Source organism: Klenkia marina (assembly GCF_900101025.1).
GTDB lineage: Bacteria > Actinomycetota > Actinomycetes > Mycobacteriales > Geodermatophilaceae > Klenkia > Klenkia marina.
The window spans coordinates 52,876-75,288 of the sequence record NZ_FMUH01000002.1 but is presented as its reverse complement, the minus strand read 5'-3'; the positions used below and the strand labels follow the sequence as shown (position 1 = coordinate 75,288).

The following is a 22,413-nucleotide window of genomic DNA, read 5'->3' as shown; positions in this document are numbered from 1 at the left end:
CCTCACCCGACCTCGTCGCGCCAGGTGTGCACCGGGCGCCAGCCCAGCAGGCGCTCGGCCTTGGCGGTGCTCATGAGCGCGGTGTGCTCGGCCAGCGGCACCCGGACCGGGACGCCGGGGAACTCGAGCTCGGCCAGCTCGGCGGTGCTGCGGCCCATGACCGTGTCGGCGTTCGCGACGACGAACAGCTCCGCACCGTCGACCGGGTGGGTCAACCCGGCGGCGACGGCGCGGGCGGCGTCCCGCGCGTCGATGTAGCTCCACCCGTTCCAGCGGCGCAGGGCCGGGTCGGCGTCGAAGCCGGGGAACGCGGCGTAGTCCTCCACCGCCATCACGTTCGACAGCCGCAGACCGATGAACGAGGAGCCGGGCATCCAGCCGGCGAACTGCCGGGCCATCTCCTCCTCCAGCGTCTTGGACAGCGAGTACGACGTGGTCGGGGTGGGCCCGGTCTCCTCGTCGAGGGGGAACGACGGCGGCGGCACGGCGAGCGGCAGCCCCAGCACCGTCTCGCTGGAGGCCCACACGACGTCGGTGATGCCGACCCGCCGGGCCGCGGCGAACACGTTGTAGGTGGTGGTGATGTTCGAGGCGAACAGGGTCGCGTCGGGCAGCTGGCCCGGCGCCGGCACCGCGGCCAGGTGCACGAGGGCGTCGGGCCGCGACCAGCGGTCGTCGATGCCCGAGAGCACCTCGAGGGCCTGGCCGGGGTCGGTGAGGTCGGCCCGGGTCCAGGGGACGTCGTCCCGGTGGGGCGCCCGCAGGTCGACCACCGCGACCCGGTACCCGTCGGACACCAGGTGGTCCACCACCGCGCGGCCGAGCTTGCCGCTGCCCCCGGTGACGAGCACGGTGGCCGGAGGGTGGACACCGTCGCGCCGGGCGACCCCGGAGGGGCTGCCGGACGCGGACCCGCCCACCAGTGCGGCGACCTCGGGCCGGGCGGCCGCCGCCGCCCGCTTGCGGCTGAGCTGCTGCGCGGCCTCGTCGGGCACCCAGCCCAGCGAGGCGATCGCGGCCTCGACCCGGGCCCGGGTGCTCTCCCGGACCGGGCCCGAGCCGTTCACCACCCGCGAGACGGTCTGGTACGAGACGCCGGCGCGGCGGGCCACGTCGAAGATGACCGGCGGGTCCTCGTGCGGCACGGCGCTCACGACGCGGCGGAGGGCGCGCCGGGCACGGGGAGGAAGACCCGCATCGTCGACGGGCCGCGCTCGGCCCAGTCCGCGTAGGGGTGCAGCAGCACGGAGACCTGCTCGCCCGCGGCACCACCCGGCGTCGGCTCGCCGTAGGGCCAGGCCGGGTCGGCCTGCTGCCGCAGCCAGCCGTGCACCCGGACCCCGCCCTCGACGTCCTCGGGTGCCCGGGTCGGGTCGAGCACCAGGTCGTCGACGTGGCGCTCCCCCGGCAGGTCCACCGACTCCACGCACAGCACCTGGGGCCCGCGCTCCACGGCCAGCGTGCCGCGCACCGCGTCGACCCGGGGGTCGGCGGCGGTGAACCGCGGCTGGAGCGGCAGGTCGAGCACGAGTACCTCGCCGGTGGTGAACGCCCGGGTGGTGGTGACCGACCCCGGCGCCGCCTCCCGGACGTCCTCGCCGTCGGTGAGCGTGGCGCCGGTCGCCCAGCCGGGCACCCGCAGCGTCACCGCCACCGGGTCCGCCGGAGCCCGCTCGACCACGACCTCGACCCGCCCGGTGTGCGGGTAGTCGGTGACCACCCGCAGCTCGAGCCGACCGGCCGGCAGGTCGGTGGCGATCGTGGCCGGGGCGTACTGGTGCACCTGCACCCCGTCCTCGTCGGCCGTGGCCACCAGGGTCTGCAGGCTGGCGAAGGTGCGGGCGACGTTGGTGGGGCAGCAGGAGACGGCGAACCACGGCGCGCGCAGCGAGGAGGCCGCCCGCGGCACGGCGTGGTCGGCGTCGGGGACGGTGCCCAGCACCCGCTGGTGCAGGGTGTTGGTGTAGAAGAACGCGGTGCCCGAGGCCGAGGGGCCGGCGTCCACGACGTTGTAGAGGGTGCGCTCGACCAGGTCGGCGTACCGCGCCTCGCCGCGGGCCAGCAGCAACCGCCACGCGAGCTGGACCGACCCGACGCCGGCGCAGGTCTCGGAGTAGGCGCGGTCGGGGGGCAGCACGAAGTCCTCGCCGAAGGCCTCGTCCTGGTGCCGGGATCCCATGCCGCCGGTGAGGTAGGTGCGCCGGGCGACGGTGGCCTCCCACTGGCGCACGACCGCGGCCAGCAGCTCCTCGTCGCCGGTCTCGGCGGCCAGGTCGACCGCGCCGGAGGACAGGTAGGTGGCCCGCACGGCGTGCCCGCGCAGCACGTCGGCCTCGCGGATCGGGACGTCGTCCTGGAAGTAGGCGCGGCCGAACTCGACCTCGGCGAGCACCTGGTGCCCCCGGCGCTCCAGGAACAGCCGGGCCTGCTCGAGGTAGCGGCGCTGACCGGTGACCCGGTACAGCTCGACCAGGGCCGGCTCGATCTCCGGGTGCCCGCAGACCGACGGGATGCCCTGCGGCCCGAAGACCTCGCAGACCAGGTCCGCAGCCCGGGTGCACACCTCCAGCAGCTCATCCGGTCCCGCGGTGCGGGCCCGGGCGACGCCGGCCTGGAACAGGTGGCCCAGGCAGTACAGCTCGTGGCCCCACTCCAGGTCGCTCCACCGCTCGGGGGTCCCCGGGCGCCCGAAGGCGGTGCTCAGGTACCCGTCGGGCTGCTGGGCGGCGGCCACCCGGGCCACGATCGCCCGCAGCCGGGCGTCGAGCTCGGGATCGCCGCTGCGACCGTGCTCCCAGGCCATGGCCTCCAGCAGCTTGTAGGTCTCGCTGTCGGAGAACTCGCGGCCGGCCCGGTCGGCGCCGGAGGCACCCGCGGCGGTGGCGTCGAAGTTGCCCAGCCAGCCCTCGCGCTCGAGCCAGTGCTCGACGTGGCCCAGGGTGGCGGCGGCGTTGGTGGCCTGCCGGGTGGCCCAGGGGCCACCGGTGATGGTGACCTCCCCTATGCCCAGGGGCCGCAGCCGCGACAGGCTGGGGACCACCGGTGCCGCCGGCGGGTTCACGGCGGCACCGGTGGACGAGGGGGCGGTGCGGTCGGTCGTGGTGGTCACGGTCATCCCTTGAGTGCGCCGGACATGAAGCCGCGCACGTAGTGGCGCTGCAGCATGAGGAAGATGAGGACGCAGGGCAGCGCGAGGACGACGACGCCGGCCTCCGTGGCGCCGAAGTCGACGATGCCCTGGGTCTGGCCCCGCAGGTTGGCCACCGCCAGCGGCAGCGGGACCTTCGAGGAGTCGCTGATGAGGATCAGCGGGGTGATGAAGTCGTTCCAGGCCGCCAGGAACGCGAAGAGGCCGACGGTGACCAGCCCGGCGCGCACCGCGGGCAGCAGCACCATGACCAGGGCGCGGAAGGTGCCGCAGCCGTCGACCATGGCCGCCTCCTCGAGCTCCTTCGGGACGGCCTCGAACGAGATGCGCATCATGAAGGTCGCGAACGGCAGCTGGAACATGGTCAGCACGAGCGCCAGCCCGACCAACGAGTTCTGCAGCCCGAGGTCGTTGAGCAGCACGTAGAGCGGGATCAGCAGGGTCGCGTACGGGACCATGAGGATCGCCAGCGTGCCCAGGAACAGCAGGTTCTTGCCGGGGAAGTCGAACCGGGCGAAGGCGTACCCGCCCAGCAACGAGACGGTCAGGGTCAGCACCACGGTCAGCAGCGAGACGAAGGCCGAGTTGGCCAGGTACTGCCAGATGCCGGCCTGGTAGTCCACCAGCGTGCGGTAGTTGCCCAGCCCGATGCCGTCGGTCTGGTTGGTGCCGCCCTTCGGCGACACCGAGGCCACCGCGGCCCAGACCATCGGGAACAGGAACAGCAGGGCGAGGGCACCGGTGAAGGTGCGCTGACCCATGGTGGCCAGCCCGCGCCGACCGGGCCGGCGACGCGGCCCCAGGGTGCGGGCCGAGGGGGTGGTGGCCGGGTCGGCGCCGGCGGTCAGGGGCGCCGCCTGGGCGGCAGGTGTGGTGGTCATGGGGCTCAGTCCCGGTCGCCGCGGAGGCCGAGGAACTGCAGTGCGTTGAGCACCAGCAGCCCGCCCAGCACGATGATGGACAGGGCCGCGGCGCGGCCCAGGTCGTTCTGGCCCTGGAAGGCCATGCTGTAGACGAGCTGGACGATGGTGACGGTGCTGTTGTCCGGCCCGCCCTTGGTCAGCACGTAGAACTGGTCGAAGGCCAGCAGCGACCCGGTGACGCAGAGGATCGTCGACAGTGCCAGCGAGGGCTTGAGCAGCGGCAGCGTGATCGACCGGAAGGTCTGGAACCGGCTCGCGCCGTCCATCCGGGCGGCCTCGAAGACGTCGCCGGGGATGGCCTGCAGGCCGACCAGGAGCAGCAGCATGTAGAAGCCGGCGAACCGCCAGACCACCAGCGCGACGGTGGACCACAGCGCGGCGCCGGGCGTGCCGAGGAAGGACACCGGGGTGTCGATGACCCCGATCCACTCCAGGAACGCGCTGATCGGGCTCGACTGCGGGGAGTACAGCCCGTAGAACAGCAGGGAGGCCGAGGCCAGGCCCAGGGCGCTGGGCACCAGGAACGACGTCCGCACGAACGCCGACCAGCGCCCGGACTCCTGCACCACGAGGGCCAGCCCGAGGGCCAGCGCCAGCAGGATCACGGTGGTGATCGCGGTGTAGGTCAGGGTGAAGCGGATGGCCGGCCAGAACAGCCGGTCGTCGACCGCCTCGCCGAAGTTGGTCGGGAAGTTGGCCCCGCGGTCGCCGACGAACAGGCTCCAGTCCGAGGCCGACATCCGCAGCACCAGGATCACCGGCACCACGAAGAAGACCAGCAGGAACAGGGCGGTCGGGGAGGCGTACAGGGCGCCCAGCCGGCGCCGCTGGCGCACCCGCTGGCCTGGACGGCGCCGGGGCACCCGGGTGCGGGCCCGGGACGGCGAGCTGGCCGGTGGCGCGTCGGGCGTGGTGACCGTCGCCATGGGGGTCCTCCTGGTCGGTGGGGGTGGAACGGTGCGGTGCCGCCGGCCGGCGGGGCCGGCGGCACCGCGGCCGAGCTACTGCTGGAGCACGTCGGTGATGGCCTGGTTGTCCTCGTCGAGCGTCGAGGCGTCCCCGAAGACCTGGTTGCGGAACAAGGTGGACCACGGGCTGCCGACGGCGTTGAACGCCTGCTGGAAGTTCAGCGCGATCGGGGTCTGGCTGTCCGGTGCGGCGGAGACCTGGTTGATCAGCTGGACCCGGGGGTCGGTGGCGTACTGGTTGTCCAGGAAGTCCGAGCGGGCCGGGGTCACGTTGTTCTTGGCCAGCACGTCGACCTGGGCCGCCTCGCTCATCAGCCACTGCTGGAAGTTCCACGCCTGGTCGGGGTGCTCGGAGTCCTTGCTGATGCCCAGTCCGTCGCCGCCCACGAAGGTGGACTCGCCCCCGTCGACACCGGGGATCGCCGTGACGCCGACGTCGACGGTCTCGCTGGCGGTCTGCAGCAGGGTGGCCGGGTAGGGCATGACCCCGACCTGGCCCTGCTGGAAGGCCGCGGTCCAGGTGGCCCCGGTCTCGTCGGCGGCACCGGGGGCGATGGCCCCGGCGTCGGCCAGGTCACGCCAGATGCCGTAGACCTGCTGGGCGGTGTCGCTGGCCAGGTCGGCGGTGGTCCCGTCGTCCTCGAGCACCTGCTCGCCGCTGGCCCACATCATGGGGAACCAGGTGAAGACCCCGCAGCCACCGCAGTTGCCGCCGAAGTAGGTGCCGTAGGTGTCGGGCTTGTTCAGCGCCTGGATCGCCAGGGCCTGGTCGCGGAACTCCTGCAGGGTGGTGGGGCCCTGCTCCGGGTCCAGACCGGCCTCGCGGTAGAGGTCCTTGTTGTAGAACATCACCGACAGGTCCAGCACGAAGGGCAGCACGTACTGCTCGTCCTCGTAGGTGCCGGCGTCCAGCACGGACTGGTTGATCTGGTCGGCGTAGTCCAGGTTGCCGATGCGCTCGGTCAGGTCGCTGAACAGCCCCTGCGAGGTCCAGTTCGGCAGGTAGACGACGTCGGCGGCGAAGAGGTCCGGCAGGCTGCCGGAGCCGGCGGCCGCACCGACCTTGGCGACGTAGTCGTCGTTGGGCACGACGGTCAGCTCGACCTGGTTCTCGTGGCTGGAGTTGTAGGCATCCACGAGCGCCTTGGCCTGGGACTCCAACGGTGCCCGGGTCCACAGCGTGAGGGTGGTGCCGTCGTCGACGCCCTCGACGTTGGACGGGTCACCGGCTGCGGCGGGTTCGGCGGACCCACCGCATGCGGCGAGTGCGGCGGTCATGCTGGCGGCCGCGAGGAGCGCGCCCCAGCGGGCGGTGCGGCGGCGTGGTGTCCACGTCATCGTCGTCGTGCCTTCCTGTTCGCGGCGAGCGCCGCTCCGACATCAGAAACCCGTTTCGGTCCAGCGCCGGTCTCCGGTGCCGCGTGCGTCGCACTCCCCCAGCTTTCTGGGGAAGCCCGTCGCCGCTGTCGTGATCCACGTCGCTAAAACGTTTTCGGAAAGTAGTGCGGTCCGCGACCCACGTCAAGCACCTTCGCGCTAGTCTTCGCAGCGTCCCCGACGCCGCGCCGGGGAGCCGGGAGGAGTGCGATGTCCGTCGACGAGGTCGCCCCGCACCGCCGTGGGCGTCCGCCGACCCTCAAGGACGTCGCCTCCATGGCCGGGGTGTCGATCGCGACGGCGTCCAAGGCGCTCAACAACCGCCAGCACGTGGGGGCCGCGACCCGCCAGCGCGTGCAGTCGGCGGCCGACGCCCTGAACTTCTCGCCCAACGCCCTGGCCCAGGGCATGGTCGCCCAGCGCAGCGGCACGGTCGGGTTGCTGACCTCCGACCTGGTCGGCCGGTTCAGCATGCCGGTGCTGCGCGGCGCCGAGGACGCCTTCGGCTCGGAGAAGATGTCGGTGCTGCTGGCCGATGCCCGCGACGACCACATCCGCCAGCAGCACCACCTGCGCGCCCTGCTCTCCCGCCGGGTCGACGGGCTGATCGTCGTGGGCGCCCAGCCCGACCCGCGCCCGTCGCTGGGCCAGGACCTCGGGGTGCCGGTCGTGTACGCCTACGCCCCCTCCGACGACCCGCAGGACATGTCGGTGGTGGCCGACGACGTCGCCGGCGGTCGCCTGGCCGTCGACCACCTCATCCGCTGCGGCCGCCGCACCATCGCGCACGTCACCGGCGACCCCACGTACGGCGCCTCGCACGACCGGGCCCGCGGTGCTGTCGAGCGACTGGCCGAGGAGGGGCTGACCCTGGCCGGCGGCGAGGTCATGTACGACAGCTGGAGCGAGGCCTGGGGCCGCGGGGCCACCCGGCTGTTGCTCGACCGCGAACCGGCGCTCGACGCGGTGTTCGCCGGATCCGACCAGATCGCCCGCGGGGTGCTCGACGCCCTGCTCGAAGCGGGCAAGCGGGTGCCCGAGGAGGTCGCCGTCATCGGGTTCGACAACTGGGAGGTGCTGGCCACGGGATCACGACCGCCGCTCACGACCATCGACCCCGCACTGGAGAACCTGGGCCGCGTCGCCGCGCTGCGACTGGCCTCGGCCATCGAGGGCCGGGCCGGTCACGGCGTCGAGTCCTACCCCTGCCGCTTGGTGACCCGCTCGTCCACCGCCCCCCTGCACTGACCCCCGGTCAGATGGACGCCGGGTAGCGCGAGTGCTCGGGGAAGTTGCCGTACAGCAGCTCCCCCGCCGGGCCCTGGGTGACCGCCTGCACCAGCAGCTCGCCACCGACGAAGCAGCCCAGCCACGAGGCGCCGCGGCCGCCGAAGGGCTCGGCCCGGTCACCCCTCGACCGGGGCTTGTTGATGCCGACCTTGAACGCCTGCACCTCGCGGGCCAGCCGGTGTGCCTTGTCCTCGTCGTCGCAGGCCAGCGAGGCCACGAGCGCACCGTTGGAGGCGTTCATCTGGGCCAGCAGCTCGGCCTCGCTGTCGACGACCACGATGGTGTCCACCGGCCCGAACGGCTCGGAGTGCATGAGCGCCGAGGCGCCGCCGGGTGAGAGCAGGGCGGCCGGGGCGACGTAGGCCGAGGTGTCCTGGCCGGCGATGAACCGGCCGTCGGCCAGCGAGCCCCGCCAGAGCGGGACCGCGCCCCGGTGCATGCTGTCCGCGACCCGGTCGCGCAGCTCGGTGGCCTTGCCCGCGCTGATCACCGGGCCGAAGTCCAGCACCGGCAGGTCGTCGTCGTCGCTCTCGACCGCGAGGGGGTGGCCGAACCGCAGCGACTGCACCACCGGCAGGTAGGTGGCCAGGAACTGGTCGACCAGCTCACGCTGCACCACGTAGCGCGGGTAGGCGGTGCAGCGCTGCTTGCCGTACTCGAAGCCCTTCTTCAGGTGCGCGGCCAGGCCGTCCCAGTCGGAGAACTCCCAGATGCCCCAGGCGTTGAGGCCCTCCTGCTCGAGCATGTGCCGCTTGCCGGTGTCCAGGAGGCCCGCGGCCACCTTGCCGCCGTTCGACCGCCCGCCGACGAAGGCCAGTGCGCCCACCTCGGGCGAGCGCACCAGCACGCTCGAGAGCTCCGCGCCGCCGCCCGAGAGCAGCGTGACCGGCAGGCCCTCCCGCGCCATGAGCGCGTGGGCGAGCGTCAGGCAGGTCGCCCCGCCCTGGGACGGCGTCTTGGCGATGACGGCGTTCCCGGCCAGCAGCTGCACCAGCTCGGCGTGCACCAGCACCGACATGGGGTAGTTCCAGCTGGCGATGTTGGAGACCGGCCCGTCGAGCGGGGTGCGGTCGCCCAGCATCCCGTCGATCTCCTCGACGTACCAGCGCACCCCGTCCAGCGCCCGGTCGACGTCGGCGCAGGCCAGCTTCCAGGGCTTGCCGATCTCCCAGGCCAGCAGCAGCGCGAGGTCGTCGCGGGCGTCGGCCATGGCGTCGACCGCGGCGGTGACCCTGGCCTTGCGCTCGGCCACGGGAGTGGTCGCCCAGGCCCGGTGGGCGGCGGCCGAGGCCAGGACGGCGTGCTGCGCCTCGCCGGCCGACACCTTGGGCAGCCCGATCAGCTTCGAGCCGTCCACCGGGGAGACGAGGGTCTCGGGATCCCCGATCGGCCGCCACGACCCGTCGACCAGGTTGTGCAACCGGTCGGTGCCGAAGGCCTCGGGGGTGCGGTGCGCGGCCCGGCCCAGGACCGCGGCCCACTCGGTGCCGGGTTTCACGTGGAGCGACGTCGTCGTCATGGCGGCACTCTGCCAGCCTGGTCCAGACCTGCACCGTGACCGCGATCACGGTTGAGAAGACCGTCACAGTTGCCGATGCGGTGGAGAATGGGACCTCATCCACCACTAGGAGTTCGCACCGCCATGCCCACGATCGAGGGAACCACCGTCCGCAAGCTCGTCATCGCCTGCGACGCCGGGATGGCCAGCAGCGTCCTGATGAGCGTGCAGCTGCGCAAGCGCCTGGACGGCGTGGTGGTCGAGCACAGCCCGGTCGACGCCATCCCGGCCGACGCCGACGTCGTCCTCACCCACGACAAGCTGGCCGACCGGGTGCGCGAGACCGCCGGCGGCCGACCGGTCATCGCCTACGACCGCGTGATCGGCGACCCCGCCGTCGCCGACCTGGTCGAGGCCATCAACTCCGGGGCCCCGATCCAGGGCTGACCCGTGGCGCAGGTGACCGCCGAGGTGGTCGTCCCGCTCGACCCGGGGACCGCCTTCGCGGTCTCCCAGACCACCGGTGCCACCCGCTACCGGTGGGACCCGTTCGTCCGCGAACAGCACTTCCTCGACGGCGCGACCGCGCCGGGCAGGGGGGTGCGGACGGCGACGACCTCCCGGCACCGCCTGCGCATGGTCAGCGAGTACGTGAGCTGGTCCCCCGGCTCCCACGTCGGCATGCGGATGACCGAGGGCCCGTGGTTCTTCGAGGTCTTCGCCGGCAGCTGGCGCTTCACCCCCGCGCCCGGCGGTGGCACCCGCGCGGTCTGGCGCTACGTGTTCCGCTGCCGGCCCCGCTGGGCGGCGCCGTTGGTCGAGCGGACCGGCCAGGTCGTGCTGGGCCGCGACATCCGCCGGCGCATCGCGGGCTTCGCGGCCGGGTGCGCCGACCCGGTGGTGCTGGCCGCCGTCGACGAGCCCTGAGCTCCCCGGGCGGCCAGCCCCCGGCGTCCCGTCAGGCTGCTGGCACCTCCACCGGCAGCCTGCTCCGCCGCCGGACGACGGCATCGCTCGGCAGCGCGGAGAGCCGGGCGAAGTCGTCCCGCAGCCGTTCGTAGCACCGGATCGTCGTGAGGTACTGGGCCCGGACGTCGTGGGCCCACTCGACCGTTCGCAGGTCGACGAGCGGGACGAGACCGACCAGCCCGCTCGCACGGAGGCGTTCCTGCAACAGCTCCAGCTCGTCGGTGACCTCCTGGAGTCGGCCGAGGTCGTCCGCGCAGTTGCGCGAGGTGAGCATGACCGGGGCCCACAGCGCGGTGCCCTCCTGCAACCGACGGCGGGACCTGGCGACGGCGAGGAACAGGTCCTGCACGAATCCGGTGTCGCCCAGGAGGACCGCGAGCCGGTCGTCGACCTCGTCCGCCGAAGCCGACCACGATCCGCTGAGCTCCCTGAACTCGACCGCGAGGCCGTGATCGCGCAGGCGGCCCCTGAACCGGACGACGTCCTCGGGCGCAGCCCCGGGTATGCCCAACGCCGACAGGTCGGCTCCGCTCACCGGGCCGACGACATGGCGGCCGGCGTCGTTCACGAACTGCGCCAGGGAGCGGTAGGCGACGGTGGACACCCGCTTCAGCCGGCGGGCTTCGCGCTCCTGCAGCCACCCGTCGAGGAAGAACCCGGCCGCAGCGAAGCCCACGAGGGCCGTGAGCCCGGCCGCGGACATGGGGTGCTCGGCCCACCACCGGCCGGTCGGGGCCACGAAGTCGAGCAGGGCCAGGGCCCCGAGCAGGAGGGCTCCCACGAACGGCGGGGCCGAGCGGAACGTTCTCGTCCAGTGCACCGCCCGATCATGGTGCACCTCGTACGCCCGGCGGCCCGCCGACACGACCTCGCGGCACGCCCCGCAGAGCGGCTGCTCAGCGCTTGGTCGGGGGTTCCCCGGCGTCGATTGCGGCCTGCGCGGCGACCGGGTCGTAGGCGCACGCGTCGGCGACGTCGGCCACCGGCGCGCTGCTGCTGGCCGGCGCACCCGAGGTGGGGGCGGTCGTCGTCGGGGCCGCCGTGGTGGGCGCCGCCGAGGACGACGGGGCACCGCTGGCCGGCGCGCTGGCCGGGGCGGCGCCCAGGGCCTGCTGCACCAGTGCCCGCACCGCGTCGTAGTCCGGGTAGGCCGGGGTGATGACGGTGTCGTCGAACACGACGCTGCGGATGCCGGCGTCCTTGACCAGGAACGCGAGGTCGACGAAGTCGTCGAGCACCGCCTGCGGCACGTCGGTGCTGACGATGTCGGAGGTGGTGGCCGCCAGTTGCTGGTACCGGGTGAGCAGGGTGACCGGGTCGGCCGCGGCGACGATGGCGTCGAGCACGCAGCGCTGACGGTCCATGCGCTGGTAGTCGGTCAGCCCGAAACGGCCGCGGGCGAAGGCGAGCGCGGTGGCGCCGTCCATCTCCTGGTCCGGCCCGGGTGCGATGTATGCGTCGGGCAGCGTGCCGATCGAGGGCTCCCCGCCCACCGGCACGTAGTAGTTGACGTTCACCGTGATGCCGCCGAGGGCGTCCACCAGCTGGCTGAACCCGTCGAGGTTGACCAGCACGTAGTAGTCGATGGGCAGGCCCAGGGCCTCGCCGACGCCGAGCTTGAGCCAGTCGGCACCCGGGTTGTCGCTGGGGGCACCGAGCGCGTCGGGGTAGAGGGCCGGGCCGTTGCGGTAGACCGCGTTGAGCAGGCTCTCGCTCTCCTCGCCGGCGTCGAAGCCGTCGGGGAACAGCTCGGCCAGCCGGGTGCCGGCCGGGAAGGGGAGGTCCTCGAGGTTGCGCGGCAGGCTGAAGAGGGTGGTGGCGCCGGTCGCGGTCTCGATGCTGGCCACGATCACGGTGTCGGTGCGCACGCCGTCGCGGCCCTCGCCGCCGTCGCCGCCCAGCAGCAGGACGTTGACCCGCTCCTTGTCGCCGAAGGGGTTCACCGGGTCGGCCGGCTCCTGCACCGTGGCGCTCTCGCCGTCGGCGAAGACGGTGTCGACCAGGTCGCGCTGCGCGTCGGCCAGCCGCACGGCGGCCACGGCCGGGGTGGCGACGCCGGCCACGAGGGCCAGCACGAGCAGGCCGCCGGCCCCCCGCTGCAGCGGGGACAGCCGACGGGGGACCAGCAGCCGGTAGCCGAGCACCACCACGGCGATCCACAGCAGCGCGAGCACGCCGACGCCGACCATGACGCCGAGCAGCACCTGCGGGGACACCGCGGCCCGCACGGCCGTGCGCTGCCCGGCCGTGGCCAGCCAGACCAGCCCGCCCAGCAGCACGACGAACACGGCGAGGACGGCGACACCCGTGCGTCGCCAACCGGCGGCCAGCAGCCCGGCCCCGGGGACGACGGCGCCCAGGACGGTCAGCCCGGCAGCGCGGCGGAAGCTGCGCGCCCGCCCGGGCCCGGAGGCCACCGGGCCGGCGTCCTCGCGGCGGGCGGAGGCTTCCTCGCGGCGGCCGGCGACCTGCTCGCCGCGGGCGGCGTCCTCCTCCCGGCTCGCGGCGGGGACGGGGGCCAGCCGGGTCGTCGCGTCCTGCTCGGCGGAGGGACGACGGGTCTGCGTCGACGGCGTCGGAGCGACCGGCGGCAGGCCGGCGGCGGCTCGCGCGCGGGCGGCGAGCTCGGGGTCCGTGCCCCCCTCCGCACGGCGGCGGCGGCGCGGTTCGGCGGCCGATCCGGGACCGCCGGGGACCGGCGGCAGCACCGGGGCCGCGTCGGCGCGGGGGATGCGGGTCGTGCGGTCGTCGGGCTCGCGGGGGTCGGGTCGGTCGGTCACGAGCCCCCTCTCGACATGGTCTTCCCCCGCCTGCGCATCAACCCATGATCGCACCGCCGGCGGGCCGCACCCGGCGCGCGCAGGAGGACTCCCCCGTTCGCGGTACTCCGCGCCGGCGACACGCGGCCGGGGCCGACCCAGCAGGACCGGCCCCTGACGCAGCGTCAGCGACCCGAGGTGAGCACCGCCTCGACGTCCACCTCGAAGTGGATGGTCTGCATGGCCTCGCCGGGCACGCGCTCGTCGAGCACCTCGCGCACGGGCATCGAGCGCCAGAACGCCTCGGCGCCGTCGACCGCGGCGTCGGTGTGCAGGCAGACGACGGCGTGGCCCCCCTCGGTGACCGCCCACCGGGTCGCGGCGGCGACCAGCGCCCGGGCCGCACCGCGGCGACGGTGCTCGCGCAGCACCCAGACCCGGGCCAGCTGGCAGACCGGGCGGCCCGCGTAGTGGTCGACCAGCACCTGCGGGCTGCGCGGCCCGCCGACCTTGATCGCCGTGGTGCCCAGCAGGGTGCCGTCGGCGTCGTGGGCGAGGAAGAGTGCTTGGCCCGGGGTGCACAGGTAGGCGGCCGCGAGGTCGGCGAGGTCGCCGTGCCACTCGGGCCGGAAGCCGTAGCCGAGGTCCTCGTCGAGCACGCGCATCATCAGCGCCAGGGCCGCGGGGACGTCGTCGGGCGCGGCCGGGCGCACCGTGAGGGTCGAGCTCGTTGCCAGCATCGTGCAGCAGGCTAGCTCTTGCGAACCGCTCGCAACGATCGGCGTCGTCCCCGGGCGCGTAGCGTCGACCTCCCAGGTCCGCTCCCCGGAGGTGCACCGTGTCCCAGACGCCCGCCACGACCGCCCTGCTGAAGGAGCTCGAGCCGGTCGTCGAGGAGAACCTGAACCGGCACGAGAAGATGGCCGCCGAGTGGCATCCGCACGACTACGTGCCGTGGTCCGAGGGGCGCGACTTCGCCTTCCTCGGCGGTGAGGACTGGGCCCCCGAGCAGTCCCGGCTCGACGAGACGGCCAAGGCCGCGATGATCACGAACCTGCTGACCGAGGACAACCTCCCCAGCTACCACCGCGAGATCGCCACCCGGTTCAGCCGCGACGGCGCCTGGGGCACCTGGGTGGGTCGCTGGACCGCCGAGGAGAACCGGCACGGCATCGCCATCCGCGACTACCTCGTGGTCACCCGCGGGGTCGACCCGGTCGAGCTCGAGCGGGCCCGGATGGACTACATGACCTCGGGCTACGACTCCGGGGACAAGACCCCGCTCGAGGCGGTGGCCTACGTGTCGTTCCAGGAGCTGGCCACCCGGGTCAGCCACCGGAACACCGGCAAGGCGACGAACGACCCGATCGCCGACCAGATGCTCGCCCGCATCGCCAAGGACGAGAACCTGCACATGGTCTTCTACCGCAACATCGTCGCGGCGGCGCTGGAGATCGCCCCCGACGAGACCATGCGGGCCATCGCGAACGAGGTCATGCACTTCGAGATGCCCGGCGCCACCATGGCCGGGTTCCGCAAGAACTCGACGATCATCGCCAAGGCCGGCATCTACGACCTGCGGCTGCACCACGACGACGTCGTCGCCCCGGTGCTGCGGCACTGGAAGGTGTTCGAGCGCACCGGCTTCGGCCCCGAGGGCGAGCAGGCGCGCGAGGAGCTGGCGCAGTTCATGGCCGGCCTCGATGCCCAGGCGACGAAGTTCGTCGAGTCCCGCGACCGCATGCGCGCCCGCCTGCAGGCCCGCGCCGACGAGGCGATCGCTCCCCTGTCCCAGGCCTGACCGGCCTGCCCCCAGGGGCCCGCGGTGGGCGGAGCCCGGCGTGGGGAGGAGGCAGGTCCTTCTTCTAGGGTCGGGGCGTGCGCCTGGCGACCTGGAACGTGAACTCCGTCCGCACCCGGGTCGACCGGGTGACCGCGTTCCTCGAGCGCAGCGGGGTCGACGTCCTGGCGATCCAGGAGACCAAGTGCCGCGACGACCAGTTCCCGCACATGCCCTTCGAGGCCATCGGCTACGAGGTCGCCCACGTCGGGCTCAACCAGTGGAACGGCGTCGCGGTGATCTCCCGCGTGGGAATCGAGGACGTGCAGGTCGGGTTCGAGGGCATGCCCTCGTGGTCGAGCAAGGAGGGCGTAGACCCCGCGCCCGAGGCCCGGGCGATCGGCGCCACCTGCGGCGGCGTCCGGATGTGGTCGCTGTACGTGCCCAACGGCCGGCAGCTGGGCGACCCGCACCTGGCCTACAAGCTCGAGTGGCTCGACGCGCTGCGGGAGAACGCGGCCGGCTGGCTGGCCGCCGACCCACAGGCCCAGATCGCGCTGACCGGCGACTGGAACATCGCCCCCGAGGACGGCGACGTCTGGGACATGGCCGTCTTCGCGCACTCGACCCACGTGAGCCCGCCCGAGCGCGCCGCCTTCGCCGCGGTGGTGGAGGCCGGCTACGCCGACGTCGTGCGTCCGCACACCCCCGGCGAGTACACGTACTGGGACTACACCCAGCTGCGCTTCCCCCGCCGCGAGGGCATGCGCATCGACTTCGCGCTCTGCTCCCCCGCGCTGGCCGCCCGGGTCACCGGCGCCGAGATCGACCGCCAGGAGCGCAAGGGCAAGGGCGCCAGCGACCACGCCCCGGTGCTCGTCGACCTCGCCGACTGACGCCGGCGGCGCACGCGGGGGTCAGCTGGCCCGCAGGTCGGTGAAGGAACCGTCGGGCTGCCGCAGCTGCACCCGCGTGGCCTCGCCGTGCATCCCCGAGTGCACGACGACGGCGACGACCGTGCCGTCGTCCAGCGTGGTGCTGAGCTCGCGCTCGCCGTAGACGACCTTCGCCGAGGTGAGCCTGCCGGCACTGGTGCGCCGGTACGCCACGGTGGAGGACGTCCTGCTCGCTGTCCTCCGAACCGAGCCCGGGCCCCGCCCCCTGCCGCCGGTGACCTCGCTGCGGGAGTTCCTGGTGGCCACGCTGAGCCGGACCGCCCGCGGCACCGCCGAGCCCGGGGTGCGCCGGGCGGCGACCGAGCTGCTGGCCGCGGCGGCCGGTGATGAGCGGATCGACGAGGCGTTCGGCGACGCGCTCGCCGACGTGAGGGCCGAGGGCCACCGGTGGATCGCGCAGGCCCGCGAGCGCGGTGAGCTGCGGGACGACGTGGACGCCGACACCCTGTTGGACCTCGTGGCCGGAGCGGCCTACTACCCGCTGCTGTGGCGCGGCCGGGCGCTGGCGGAGGACCGGGTGGCCGCCGTGGTGGACCTGCTGCTGGACGGTGCCGCCCGGCGCTGAGTCAGCAGACGACCGACAGCGGACCAGTGGGTCCGGGGGGCGTCGGGGTCGAGCGACCGAACGGCTGCGCAGCGCTGACGTCGACCAGGGTGTCCAGCACGCGGCGCCACACCCCCCGGCGGGGAAGCGCCTGCTGCTCGAGCTCGGCGATGCGGGCCTCCAGCTCGTCGACCCGGTCGGTCGACCGCACCGGCGGTGCCGGCCGGGCGAGCTCGGCCAGCTGCACGGTGATCGCCTGCACCACCTCGGCGGCGTCGGCCGGGGTCAGGTGGACCGTGCCCGCGCACACGCTGTCGCGCCAGATGCTGAGGTTGATCGCGTGCAGCTCGGGGTGCCGGGTGATGCGCACCCCGCGCCCCTGACCGCGCCGGTCCAGCACCCACGAACCCATCCGCGTGACCGCCGGCACCGTCATGGCCCGACGATCCCCAGCACCCGGCCCGCCGTCAAGCCGACGCACCCGACCGGGGAAGCGAGCCCCCACCCCGCGGGGTTCTCCCCGGTGATGACACCGACCACCGCCCCCACCCGCGTCTGGACGCCGTCCCGCGTCCTGGTCACGCGCTCCGCCGCGCAGCTGCCCTACGGCCGGCGCGTGCTCGAGCGGGTGCAGGCCGCCGGGGTGGCCGACGTCCGGGTGCTGACCGGCGACCGGCTGCCCAACCTGCGCGGGGACGGCGACCGCGCCGCCTTCATGGCCGCCAAGGACACCCTCGCCGTCGTGGTGGGCGCGCCGTCGAAGCGGAAGCTGCAGCCGATCCCGCCGTCGGCGGACTGGCGCTTCGACCTGGCCGAGGGCTGCCCCGCGCACTGCCAGTACTGCTACCTGGCCGGGTCGCTGAGCGGGCCGCCGATCACCCGGGTGTTCGCCGACCTGCCCGACGTCCTGGCCTCCCTCGACGGGTACGTGGGCCGGGGCGCGGTCACCTCGGGCACCGCGGAGCGCGGCCACGAGGGGACGACGTTCGAGGCCTCCTGCTACACCGACCCGCTGGCCATCGAGCACCTGACCGGCGGGCTGGCCGAGGCGGTCACCTTCTTCGGCACCCACGAGTGGCCGGGTCCGGTGCAGCTGCGGGCGACCACCAAGTTCGACGACGTCGAGCCACTGCTCGAGCTCCCCCACCGCGGCCGCACCCGGCTGCGCTTCTCCGTCAACGCCGCGACCGTCGGCCGGCGGTTCGAGGGCGCGACCTCCCCGGTGCCGGCGCGGGTCGCAGCACTCGGCCGGGTGGCCGAGGCGGGCTACCCGGTCGGGCTCACGGTCGCGCCGATCATGCCGGTGGAGGACTGGCGCACCGAGTACGGCGAGCTGTTCGACTCGGTCGCCGCCGTGCTGCCCGCCGGGGCGGACCTGACGGTCGAGTGCATCACCCACCGGTTCACCCCGGGCAGCAAGGCCACGCTGCTGGACTGGTACCCGCGCACGAAGCTCGAGATGGACGAGGACCTGCGCGCCCAGAAGCGCGGCAAGTTCGGCGCGGTCAAGCACGTCTACCCCAAGCCCGTGATGGCCGAGCTGCGCGGCTGGTTCACCGACGCGGTCGCCGAACGCCTGCCCGGTGCCCGCTTCCTGTACTGGACGTAGCCTCGCTCCTCGTGCTCGTGCTGCTGCCGCCCTCGGAGACCAAGCACGCGGGGGGATCCGGTGCGCCGCTGGACCTCGCCGCGCTGACCGCCGCCGACGCGCTGACCGACGTGCGGTCGCAGCTGGTCGACGCGGTGGTCGCGCTGGCCGCCGACGTCCCGGCGTCCCGGGCCGCGCTCGGCATCTCGGCGAAGCAGGACGACGAGGTGGCCCGCAACGCGGCGCTGCGCAGCTCCCCCACCCTGCCGGCCATCGAGCGCTACACCGGGGTGCTCTACGACGCCCTCGACGTGCGCACGCTGACGAGGGCGCAGCGGGCGAAGGCCGACGCGCGGCTGGCGGTGGGGTCGGCACTGTTCGGCGTCGTCCGGGCCGGCGACCCGATCCCGGCCTACCGGCTGTCGTCGGGGTCGCAGCTGCCCGGGCTGCCCACCCTGCGCACGCTCTGGAAGCCGGTCCTGACTCCCGTGCTGGCCGGGCACGACGGCCTCGTCGTCGACCTGCGGTCGGGCGGCTACCAGGCGCTCGCGCCGGTGCCGGGCGCGGTGACCGTCGACGTGCTGAGCGAGCGGGCCGACGGGACCCGTGCCGTGGTCAGCCACTTCAACAAGGCGCACAAGGGCCGGCTGGCCCGCCACCTGGTCACCAGCCGCGCCGAACCGGCCGACGCCACCGCCCTGGTGGGGTTGCTCCGGCGGGGCGGGTTCCACGTGGAACGTCAGCGCGGGTCGAGCGCGCTGACTCTCGTCGTCCCCGCCTGACCCTGTCGCAGATCGAGACAGCCACCCGGGAGCGGAGCGCGGCGGATCGCCGCAGACTGGGCGCATGATCTTCATCTGCGTCCGTTTCCCGGTGAAGCCCGAGTACGCCGAGCAGTGGCCCGAGCTCTCGCGGGAGTTCACCGAGGCCACCCGGGCCGAGCCCGGCAACCTCTTCTTCGACTGGGCCCGCAACGTCGAGGACCCGAACGAGTACATCGTCGTGGAGGGCTTCGCCGACGACGCCGCCGAGGCGCACGTCACCGCCGACCACTTCAAGAAGGCCCAGGCCGAGCTGCCGCAGTACCTCGTGCGCACCCCGAAGGTGCGCAACATGCTCATCGAGGGCGACCACTGGGACGACCTGGGCGAGTTCACCGTCTCCTGAACGCACGCGTGCCCCCGACCCGGACGGGTCGGGGGCACGCGTGAGCAGGTCAGAGCTTCGCGGTGTCGATGACGAAGCGGTACCGGACGTCGGAGGCCACGACCCGCTCGTAGGCCTCGTCGATCTGGTCGCCGCCGATGACCTCGACGTCGGCACCCAGGTGGTGCTCGGCGCAGAAGTCCAGCATCTCCTGGGTCTCGCGGATGCCGCCGATCTTCGAGCCGGCCAGCGAGCGCCGGTTCTGGATCAGCGAGAAGGCGGCCTCGGTCATCGGCTGCTCGGGGGCGCCGACCTCGACCAGGGTGCCGTTGACCCGGAGCATGCCCAGGTAGGCGTCGAGGTCGAGGTTGGCCGAGACGGTGTTGACGATCAGGTCGAACTCGCCCTTGAGCGTCTCGAAGGTGCTCTCGTCGCTGGTGGCGTAGTAGTGCTGCGCGCCGAAGCGGAGGCCGTCCTCCTGCTTCTTCAGCGACTGCGACAGCACGGTGACCTCCGCGCCCAGGGCGGCCGCGATCTTGACGCCCATGTGGCCCAGCCCGCCGAGGCCGACGATGGCGACCTTCTTGCCCGGGCCGGCACCCCAGTGCTTGAGCGGGGAGTACAGGGTGATGCCGGCGCACAGCAGCGGGGCCGCGGCGGACAGGTCGATGCCCTCGGGAATGCCCAGCACGTAGTTCTCGTCGACGACGATCTGCTCGGAGTAGCCGCCGTCGGTGGGCTTGCCGTCCTGCATGCCGCCGTAGGTGCCGGTCTCGCCGTTGAGGCAGTACTGCTCCTCGCCGGCCTTGCAGTTCTCGCACTCGCGGCACGAGTCGACGAAGCAGCCGACGCCGACCCGGTCGCCCACGGAGTACTTGGTCACCTCGGCGCCGACCTCGGCGACGGTGCCGGCGATCTCGTGGCCGGGCACCAGCGGGTAGTTGGCGGCACCCCACTCGTCGCGGGCGGTGTGGATGTCGGAGTGGCAGATGCCGGCGTAGGCGATCTCGATGCGGACGTCGTGCGGGCGGACGTCGCGGCGCTCGATGGTGGTGCGCTCGAACTTGCCACCGGCGGAGGCGGTGGCCCGGGCGGTCACGGTCGTGGGCACAGGGGTCTCCTCGGGTTCGGGACGTGGGGGTGGCGCCGGATCGCGGCGCCCGTCTCCCCTACCCGCACCCCGATGCATTGCACACGATGCATGTGGCGACCTGGGTCACAGCTCCTTCTGGAACCAGGCCACGTCGACCCAGCGGTCGAACTTGCGGCCGACCTCCTCGAACGTGCCGACGTGGCTGAAGCCGAACGCGCGGTGCAGGGCCTCGGACGCCGGGTTGGGCTGCGCGATCACCGCCACCGCCCGGTGCAACCCCTCCCCCGCCAGCGCGTCGAACAGCCCTCCGTACAGCACCCGGCCCAGGCCCTGGCCGGTGGCGGTCGGGGCCAGGTAGATGCTCGTCTCGACGGTGGCGTCGTAGGCCGGCCGGGCGCGGAACGGGCCGCTGGCCGCGAACCCGACCACCGCGCCGTCCCGCTCGACGACCAGCACGCGGTGCCGGCCCCCGGGGTGCGCGGCCAGCCAGGCGGCGCGGTCGGCCTCGGTGGGCGGCACCAGGTCGAAGGTGGCCAGCGTGTGCTCGACGTGGTGGCCGTAGACGGCGGTGAGCGCGGGGACGTCGGCCGGGGTGGCGGGGCGCACGGTCACCGGGCCAGTCTGACGTCGTCCGAAGATGTCTCACCGCTGAGGTACTTTCCGCGCTACGGTCCTCGCGTGACCGACGAGCTGTGCACCCGTCCCGCGACCGAGCTGGCCGAGCTGATCCGCACGCGCGAGGTCAGCGCGCGCGAGGTGCTCGAGGCCCACCTGGCCCGCATCGACGCCCACGACGGGCAGATCAACGCCATCGTGACCCGGGACGACGACGCCGCCCGCGCCGCCGCCGACGACGCCGACGCGCGCCTGGCCGCCGGCGAGGTGGTCGGCCCGCTGCACGGCGTCCCGGTGGCGCACAAGGACACGCACCAGACCGGCGGCATGCGCACCACCTGGGGCTCGCCGCTGCACCGCGACACCGTGCCCGCGCACGACGAGCTGGTCGTGGCCCGGCTCAAGGCGGCCGGGGCGATCCGGGTCGGCAAGACCAACGTGCCCGAGTTCGCCGCCGGCTCGCACACGTTCAACACCCTCTTCGGGGCCACCCACAACCCGTACCGGCACGGGTTGAGCGCCGGCGGGTCCTCCGGGGGCGCAGCCGCGGCGCTGGCCGCCGGCTTCGTGCCGCTGGCCGAGGGCAGCGACATGGGCGGTTCGCTGCGCAACCCGGCGGCGTTCTGCAACGTCGTCGGCCTGCGCCCGACGCCGGGCCGGGTGCCCTCGCACCCGACGGCGATCGGCTGGTCGCAGCTGTCGGTGCAGGGCCCGATGGCCCGCACGGTGTCCGACGTCGCGCTGGGCCTCTCGGTGCTGGCCGGGCCCGACCCGCGGGTGCCCATCTCGCTGGGCGACCCCGGAGCGCTGTTCGCCGCGCCGCTGCCCACCGAGCTGGCCGGCCTGCGCGTGGCCTGGACCCCCGACCTCGGCGGCCGGGTGCCGGTCGACCCGGCCATCACCGCGGTGCTGGAGGCCCAGCTGTCGGTGTTCACCGACCTCGGTGCCACCGTGGTCGAGGACTGCCCCGACCTCACCGGCGCCGACGAGGCCTTCGGCGTGCTGCGCGCCTGGCTGTTCGAGGCCTCGTTCGGCGACGCCGTGCGCCGCTCCCCCGAGCTGGTCAAGGACACCATCAAGTGGAACGCGGCCGTCGGTGCGGGGCTGACGGGTGCGGACGTCGGCCGCGCCGAGGTCGCCCACACCAAGCTGTACGAGCGGGTGGTCGAGTTCTTCACCCGCTACGACGTGCTGCTGGCCCCGGTCACCCAGGTGCTGCCCTTCCCCGTCGAGCAGGAGTACCCGACCTCGGTCGCCGGCACCGAGTTCGAGGACTACCTGGCCTGGATGCGCTCCTGCACGCTGATCAGCGCGACCGGCTGCCCCGCGCTGAGCGTGCCCGGCGGCTTCACCCCCGACGGCCTGCCGGTGGGCCTGCAGGTCATCGCCGCGCCGCGGGCCGACCGCCGGGTGCTCGAGGTCGGCCACGCCTTCGAGCAGGCCACCGGCCACGGGCTGCGCCGCCCCGACCTGGGCTGACCCGCCGCCGCGCTGCGGCGCACCCGGCACCCGGTGCGCCCACGCTGGGCGCGCACCCACCACGCAGTGCGCGCCCACGCGGGTCACCCCACGGCACGGGGCGCGCGGGCGCACACCCACCACGCAGTGCGCGCCCGTGCTGCGGACCCAGCCGGCCGCGCCGCGTGGGTGCGCGGGCGTCGCGCACTGCGCGCGGGGGCGGTTGGCCACTGCGCGGAGTGCGGGCAGCCGGCGCCGGTACCCCTCGGTGGCCGTCCTGACCGGGTCGACGGGCCGATCG

At 73.8% G+C, this 22,413-nt stretch carries 23 protein-coding genes; 10 read left to right on the top strand and 13 right to left on the bottom strand.

From position 1 onward, the window contains the following. Window positions 1-2: 2 nt before the first annotated feature. The 5 genes from BLP29_RS05575 to BLP29_RS05555 all read right to left on the bottom strand — a co-directional run bounded on the left by BLP29_RS05575 (window position 3) and on the right by BLP29_RS05555 (window position 6,377). Complete coding sequence (locus tag BLP29_RS05575) at window positions 3-1,154, bottom strand: NAD-dependent epimerase/dehydratase family protein (RefSeq protein ID WP_165839304.1); 1,152 nt, start codon at window positions 1,152-1,154, stop codon at window positions 3-5. Further along, window positions 1,151-3,109, bottom strand: coding sequence for a glycoside hydrolase family 127 protein (locus tag BLP29_RS05570; protein ID WP_207798329.1), 1,959 nt, complete (start codon window positions 3,107-3,109; stop codon window positions 1,151-1,153). The genes BLP29_RS05575 and BLP29_RS05570 overlap by 4 nt, the downstream gene beginning before the upstream one ends. A 2-nt stretch (window positions 3,110-3,111) precedes the next feature. After that, complete coding sequence (locus tag BLP29_RS05565) at window positions 3,112-4,029, bottom strand: carbohydrate ABC transporter permease (RefSeq protein ID WP_092801085.1); 918 nt, start codon at window positions 4,027-4,029, stop codon at window positions 3,112-3,114. 5 nt (window positions 4,030-4,034) lie between these two features. Beyond that, window positions 4,035-4,997 (bottom strand): carbohydrate ABC transporter permease, encoded by a 963-nt coding sequence (locus BLP29_RS05560; protein WP_092801082.1) that lies wholly within the window; start codon window positions 4,995-4,997, stop codon window positions 4,035-4,037. A gap of 75 nt (window positions 4,998-5,072) precedes the next feature. Further along, entirely contained in the window at window positions 5,073-6,377 is a 1,305-nt protein-coding gene (locus BLP29_RS05555; RefSeq protein WP_092801079.1) for an ABC transporter substrate-binding protein, read from the bottom strand. Window positions 6,378-6,626: 249 nt separating this feature from the next. Between BLP29_RS05555 and BLP29_RS05550 the strand changes: the two genes are divergently transcribed. Beyond that, complete coding sequence (locus BLP29_RS05550) at window positions 6,627-7,664, top strand: LacI family DNA-binding transcriptional regulator (protein WP_092801076.1); 1,038 nt, start codon at window positions 6,627-6,629, stop codon at window positions 7,662-7,664. A 7-nt stretch (window positions 7,665-7,671) separates the two neighbouring features. Here BLP29_RS05550 and BLP29_RS05545 read toward each other — a convergent pair whose 3' ends face one another. Beyond that, window positions 7,672-9,225: an aldehyde dehydrogenase family protein gene (locus BLP29_RS05545; RefSeq protein ID WP_092801073.1), complete on the bottom strand. Its 1,554-nt coding sequence runs from the start codon at window positions 9,223-9,225 to the stop codon at window positions 7,672-7,674. Between the two features lie 123 nt (window positions 9,226-9,348). Between BLP29_RS05545 and BLP29_RS05540 the strand changes: the two genes are divergently transcribed. Together BLP29_RS05540 and BLP29_RS05535 are read left to right on the top strand one after the other, a co-directional pair. Next, the gene (locus BLP29_RS05540; RefSeq protein ID WP_092801070.1) at window positions 9,349-9,651 is read left to right on the top strand and encodes a PTS lactose transporter subunit IIB; all 303 of its coding nucleotides are present in this window, start codon (window positions 9,349-9,351) and stop codon (window positions 9,649-9,651) included. A gap of 3 nt (window positions 9,652-9,654) precedes the next feature. Further along, window positions 9,655-10,131: a type II toxin-antitoxin system RatA family toxin gene (locus BLP29_RS05535; protein WP_092801067.1), complete on the top strand. Its 477-nt coding sequence runs from the start codon at window positions 9,655-9,657 to the stop codon at window positions 10,129-10,131. Between the two features lie 31 nt (window positions 10,132-10,162). Here BLP29_RS05535 and BLP29_RS05530 read toward each other — a convergent pair whose 3' ends face one another. From BLP29_RS05530 to BLP29_RS05520, 3 genes are all read right to left on the bottom strand, one after another. Further along, on the bottom strand, window positions 10,163-10,993 hold the full coding sequence (locus tag BLP29_RS05530; RefSeq protein WP_133379044.1) for a hypothetical protein: 831 nt from the start codon (window positions 10,991-10,993) through the stop codon (window positions 10,163-10,165). 76 nt (window positions 10,994-11,069) lie between these two features. Continuing rightward, window positions 11,070-12,953 carry an LCP family protein gene (locus BLP29_RS05525; protein ID WP_243469721.1) on the bottom strand — a complete coding sequence of 628 codons (1,884 nt, stop codon included), beginning with the start codon at window positions 12,951-12,953 and terminating at the stop codon, window positions 11,070-11,072. A 164-nt stretch (window positions 12,954-13,117) separates the two neighbouring features. Then, window positions 13,118-13,672, bottom strand: coding sequence for a GNAT family N-acetyltransferase (locus BLP29_RS05520; protein WP_092801061.1), 555 nt, complete (start codon window positions 13,670-13,672; stop codon window positions 13,118-13,120). Window positions 13,673-13,770: 98 nt separating this feature from the next. Between BLP29_RS05520 and BLP29_RS05515 the strand changes: the two genes are divergently transcribed. Further along, window positions 13,771-14,733 (top strand): acyl-ACP desaturase, encoded by a 963-nt coding sequence (locus tag BLP29_RS05515; protein ID WP_092801058.1) that lies wholly within the window; start codon window positions 13,771-13,773, stop codon window positions 14,731-14,733. Between the two features lie 77 nt (window positions 14,734-14,810). After that, a complete protein-coding gene (locus tag BLP29_RS05510; protein ID WP_092801055.1) occupies window positions 14,811-15,608 on the top strand; it encodes an exodeoxyribonuclease III in 798 nt (265 codons plus the stop codon). Window positions 15,609-15,629: 21 nt separating this feature from the next. Here BLP29_RS05510 and BLP29_RS05505 read toward each other — a convergent pair whose 3' ends face one another. After that, complete coding sequence (locus tag BLP29_RS05505; RefSeq protein ID WP_092801052.1) at window positions 15,630-15,821, bottom strand: hypothetical protein; 192 nt, start codon at window positions 15,819-15,821, stop codon at window positions 15,630-15,632. Window positions 15,822-15,882: 61 nt separating this feature from the next. Here BLP29_RS05505 and BLP29_RS05500 point away from each other — a divergent pair, with 61 nt between their 5' ends. Beyond that, window positions 15,883-16,233 (top strand): TetR-like C-terminal domain-containing protein, encoded by a 351-nt coding sequence (locus BLP29_RS05500; protein ID WP_165839303.1) that lies wholly within the window; start codon window positions 15,883-15,885, stop codon window positions 16,231-16,233. Window position 16,234: 1 nt separating this feature from the next. On the opposite strand, the gene BLP29_RS05495 is transcribed toward BLP29_RS05500, so the two are convergent. Next, a complete protein-coding gene (locus tag BLP29_RS05495; RefSeq protein ID WP_092801046.1) occupies window positions 16,235-16,648 on the bottom strand; it encodes a hypothetical protein in 414 nt (137 codons plus the stop codon). 90 nt (window positions 16,649-16,738) lie between these two features. On the opposite strand from BLP29_RS05495, the gene BLP29_RS05490 reads away from it, so the two are divergent. The 3 genes from BLP29_RS05490 to BLP29_RS05480 all read left to right on the top strand — a co-directional run bounded on the left by BLP29_RS05490 (window position 16,739) and on the right by BLP29_RS05480 (window position 18,967). Further along, complete coding sequence (locus BLP29_RS05490) at window positions 16,739-17,821, top strand: SPL family radical SAM protein (RefSeq protein ID WP_092802874.1); 1,083 nt, start codon at window positions 16,739-16,741, stop codon at window positions 17,819-17,821. An 11-nt stretch (window positions 17,822-17,832) separates the two neighbouring features. Next, window positions 17,833-18,582: a peroxide stress protein YaaA gene (yaaA, locus tag BLP29_RS05485; protein ID WP_092801043.1), complete on the top strand. Its 750-nt coding sequence runs from the start codon at window positions 17,833-17,835 to the stop codon at window positions 18,580-18,582. A 64-nt stretch (window positions 18,583-18,646) separates the two neighbouring features. Then, a complete protein-coding gene (locus tag BLP29_RS05480) occupies window positions 18,647-18,967 on the top strand; it encodes a putative quinol monooxygenase (protein WP_092801040.1) in 321 nt (106 codons plus the stop codon). 49 nt (window positions 18,968-19,016) lie between these two features. On the opposite strand, the gene BLP29_RS05475 is transcribed toward BLP29_RS05480, so the two are convergent. Continuing rightward, on the bottom strand, window positions 19,017-20,057 hold the full coding sequence (locus BLP29_RS05475; protein WP_279385435.1) for an NAD(P)-dependent alcohol dehydrogenase: 1,041 nt from the start codon (window positions 20,055-20,057) through the stop codon (window positions 19,017-19,019). A 105-nt stretch (window positions 20,058-20,162) separates the two neighbouring features. After that, window positions 20,163-20,651 (bottom strand): GNAT family N-acetyltransferase, encoded by a 489-nt coding sequence (locus tag BLP29_RS05470; protein ID WP_092801034.1) that lies wholly within the window; start codon window positions 20,649-20,651, stop codon window positions 20,163-20,165. 66 nt (window positions 20,652-20,717) lie between these two features. On the opposite strand from BLP29_RS05470, the gene BLP29_RS05465 reads away from it, so the two are divergent. Further along, window positions 20,718-22,133 (top strand): amidase, encoded by a 1,416-nt coding sequence (locus BLP29_RS05465; RefSeq protein ID WP_092801031.1) that lies wholly within the window; start codon window positions 20,718-20,720, stop codon window positions 22,131-22,133. Window positions 22,134-22,413: the final 280 nt, after the last annotated feature.

What these genes read in the sequence shown, in the direction of transcription:
- BLP29_RS05540 (WP_092801070.1), top strand. Translation starts at nt 9,349, where the DNA reads ATGCCCACGATCGAGGGAACCACCGTCCGCAAGCTCGTCATCGCCTGC.
- BLP29_RS05480 (WP_092801040.1), top strand. Translation starts at nt 18,647, where the DNA reads ATGATCTTCATCTGCGTCCGTTTCCCGGTGAAGCCCGAGTACGCCGAG.
- BLP29_RS05520 (WP_092801061.1), bottom strand. Translation starts at nt 13,672, where the DNA reads ATGCTGGCAACGAGCTCGACCCTCACGGTGCGCCCGGCCGCGCCCGAC.
- BLP29_RS05545 (WP_092801073.1), bottom strand. Translation starts at nt 9,225, where the DNA reads ATGACGACGACGTCGCTCCACGTGAAACCCGGCACCGAGTGGGCCGCG.
- BLP29_RS05550 (WP_092801076.1), top strand. Translation starts at nt 6,627, where the DNA reads ATGTCCGTCGACGAGGTCGCCCCGCACCGCCGTGGGCGTCCGCCGACC.
- BLP29_RS05490 (WP_092802874.1), top strand. Translation starts at nt 16,739, where the DNA reads ATGACACCGACCACCGCCCCCACCCGCGTCTGGACGCCGTCCCGCGTC.
- BLP29_RS05560 (WP_092801082.1), bottom strand. Translation starts at nt 4,997, where the DNA reads ATGGCGACGGTCACCACGCCCGACGCGCCACCGGCCAGCTCGCCGTCC.
- BLP29_RS05555 (WP_092801079.1), bottom strand. Translation starts at nt 6,377, where the DNA reads ATGACGTGGACACCACGCCGCCGCACCGCCCGCTGGGGCGCGCTCCTC.
- BLP29_RS05495 (WP_092801046.1), bottom strand. Translation starts at nt 16,648, where the DNA reads ATGACGGTGCCGGCGGTCACGCGGATGGGTTCGTGGGTGCTGGACCGG.
- BLP29_RS05565 (WP_092801085.1), bottom strand. Translation starts at nt 4,029, where the DNA reads ATGACCACCACACCTGCCGCCCAGGCGGCGCCCCTGACCGCCGGCGCC.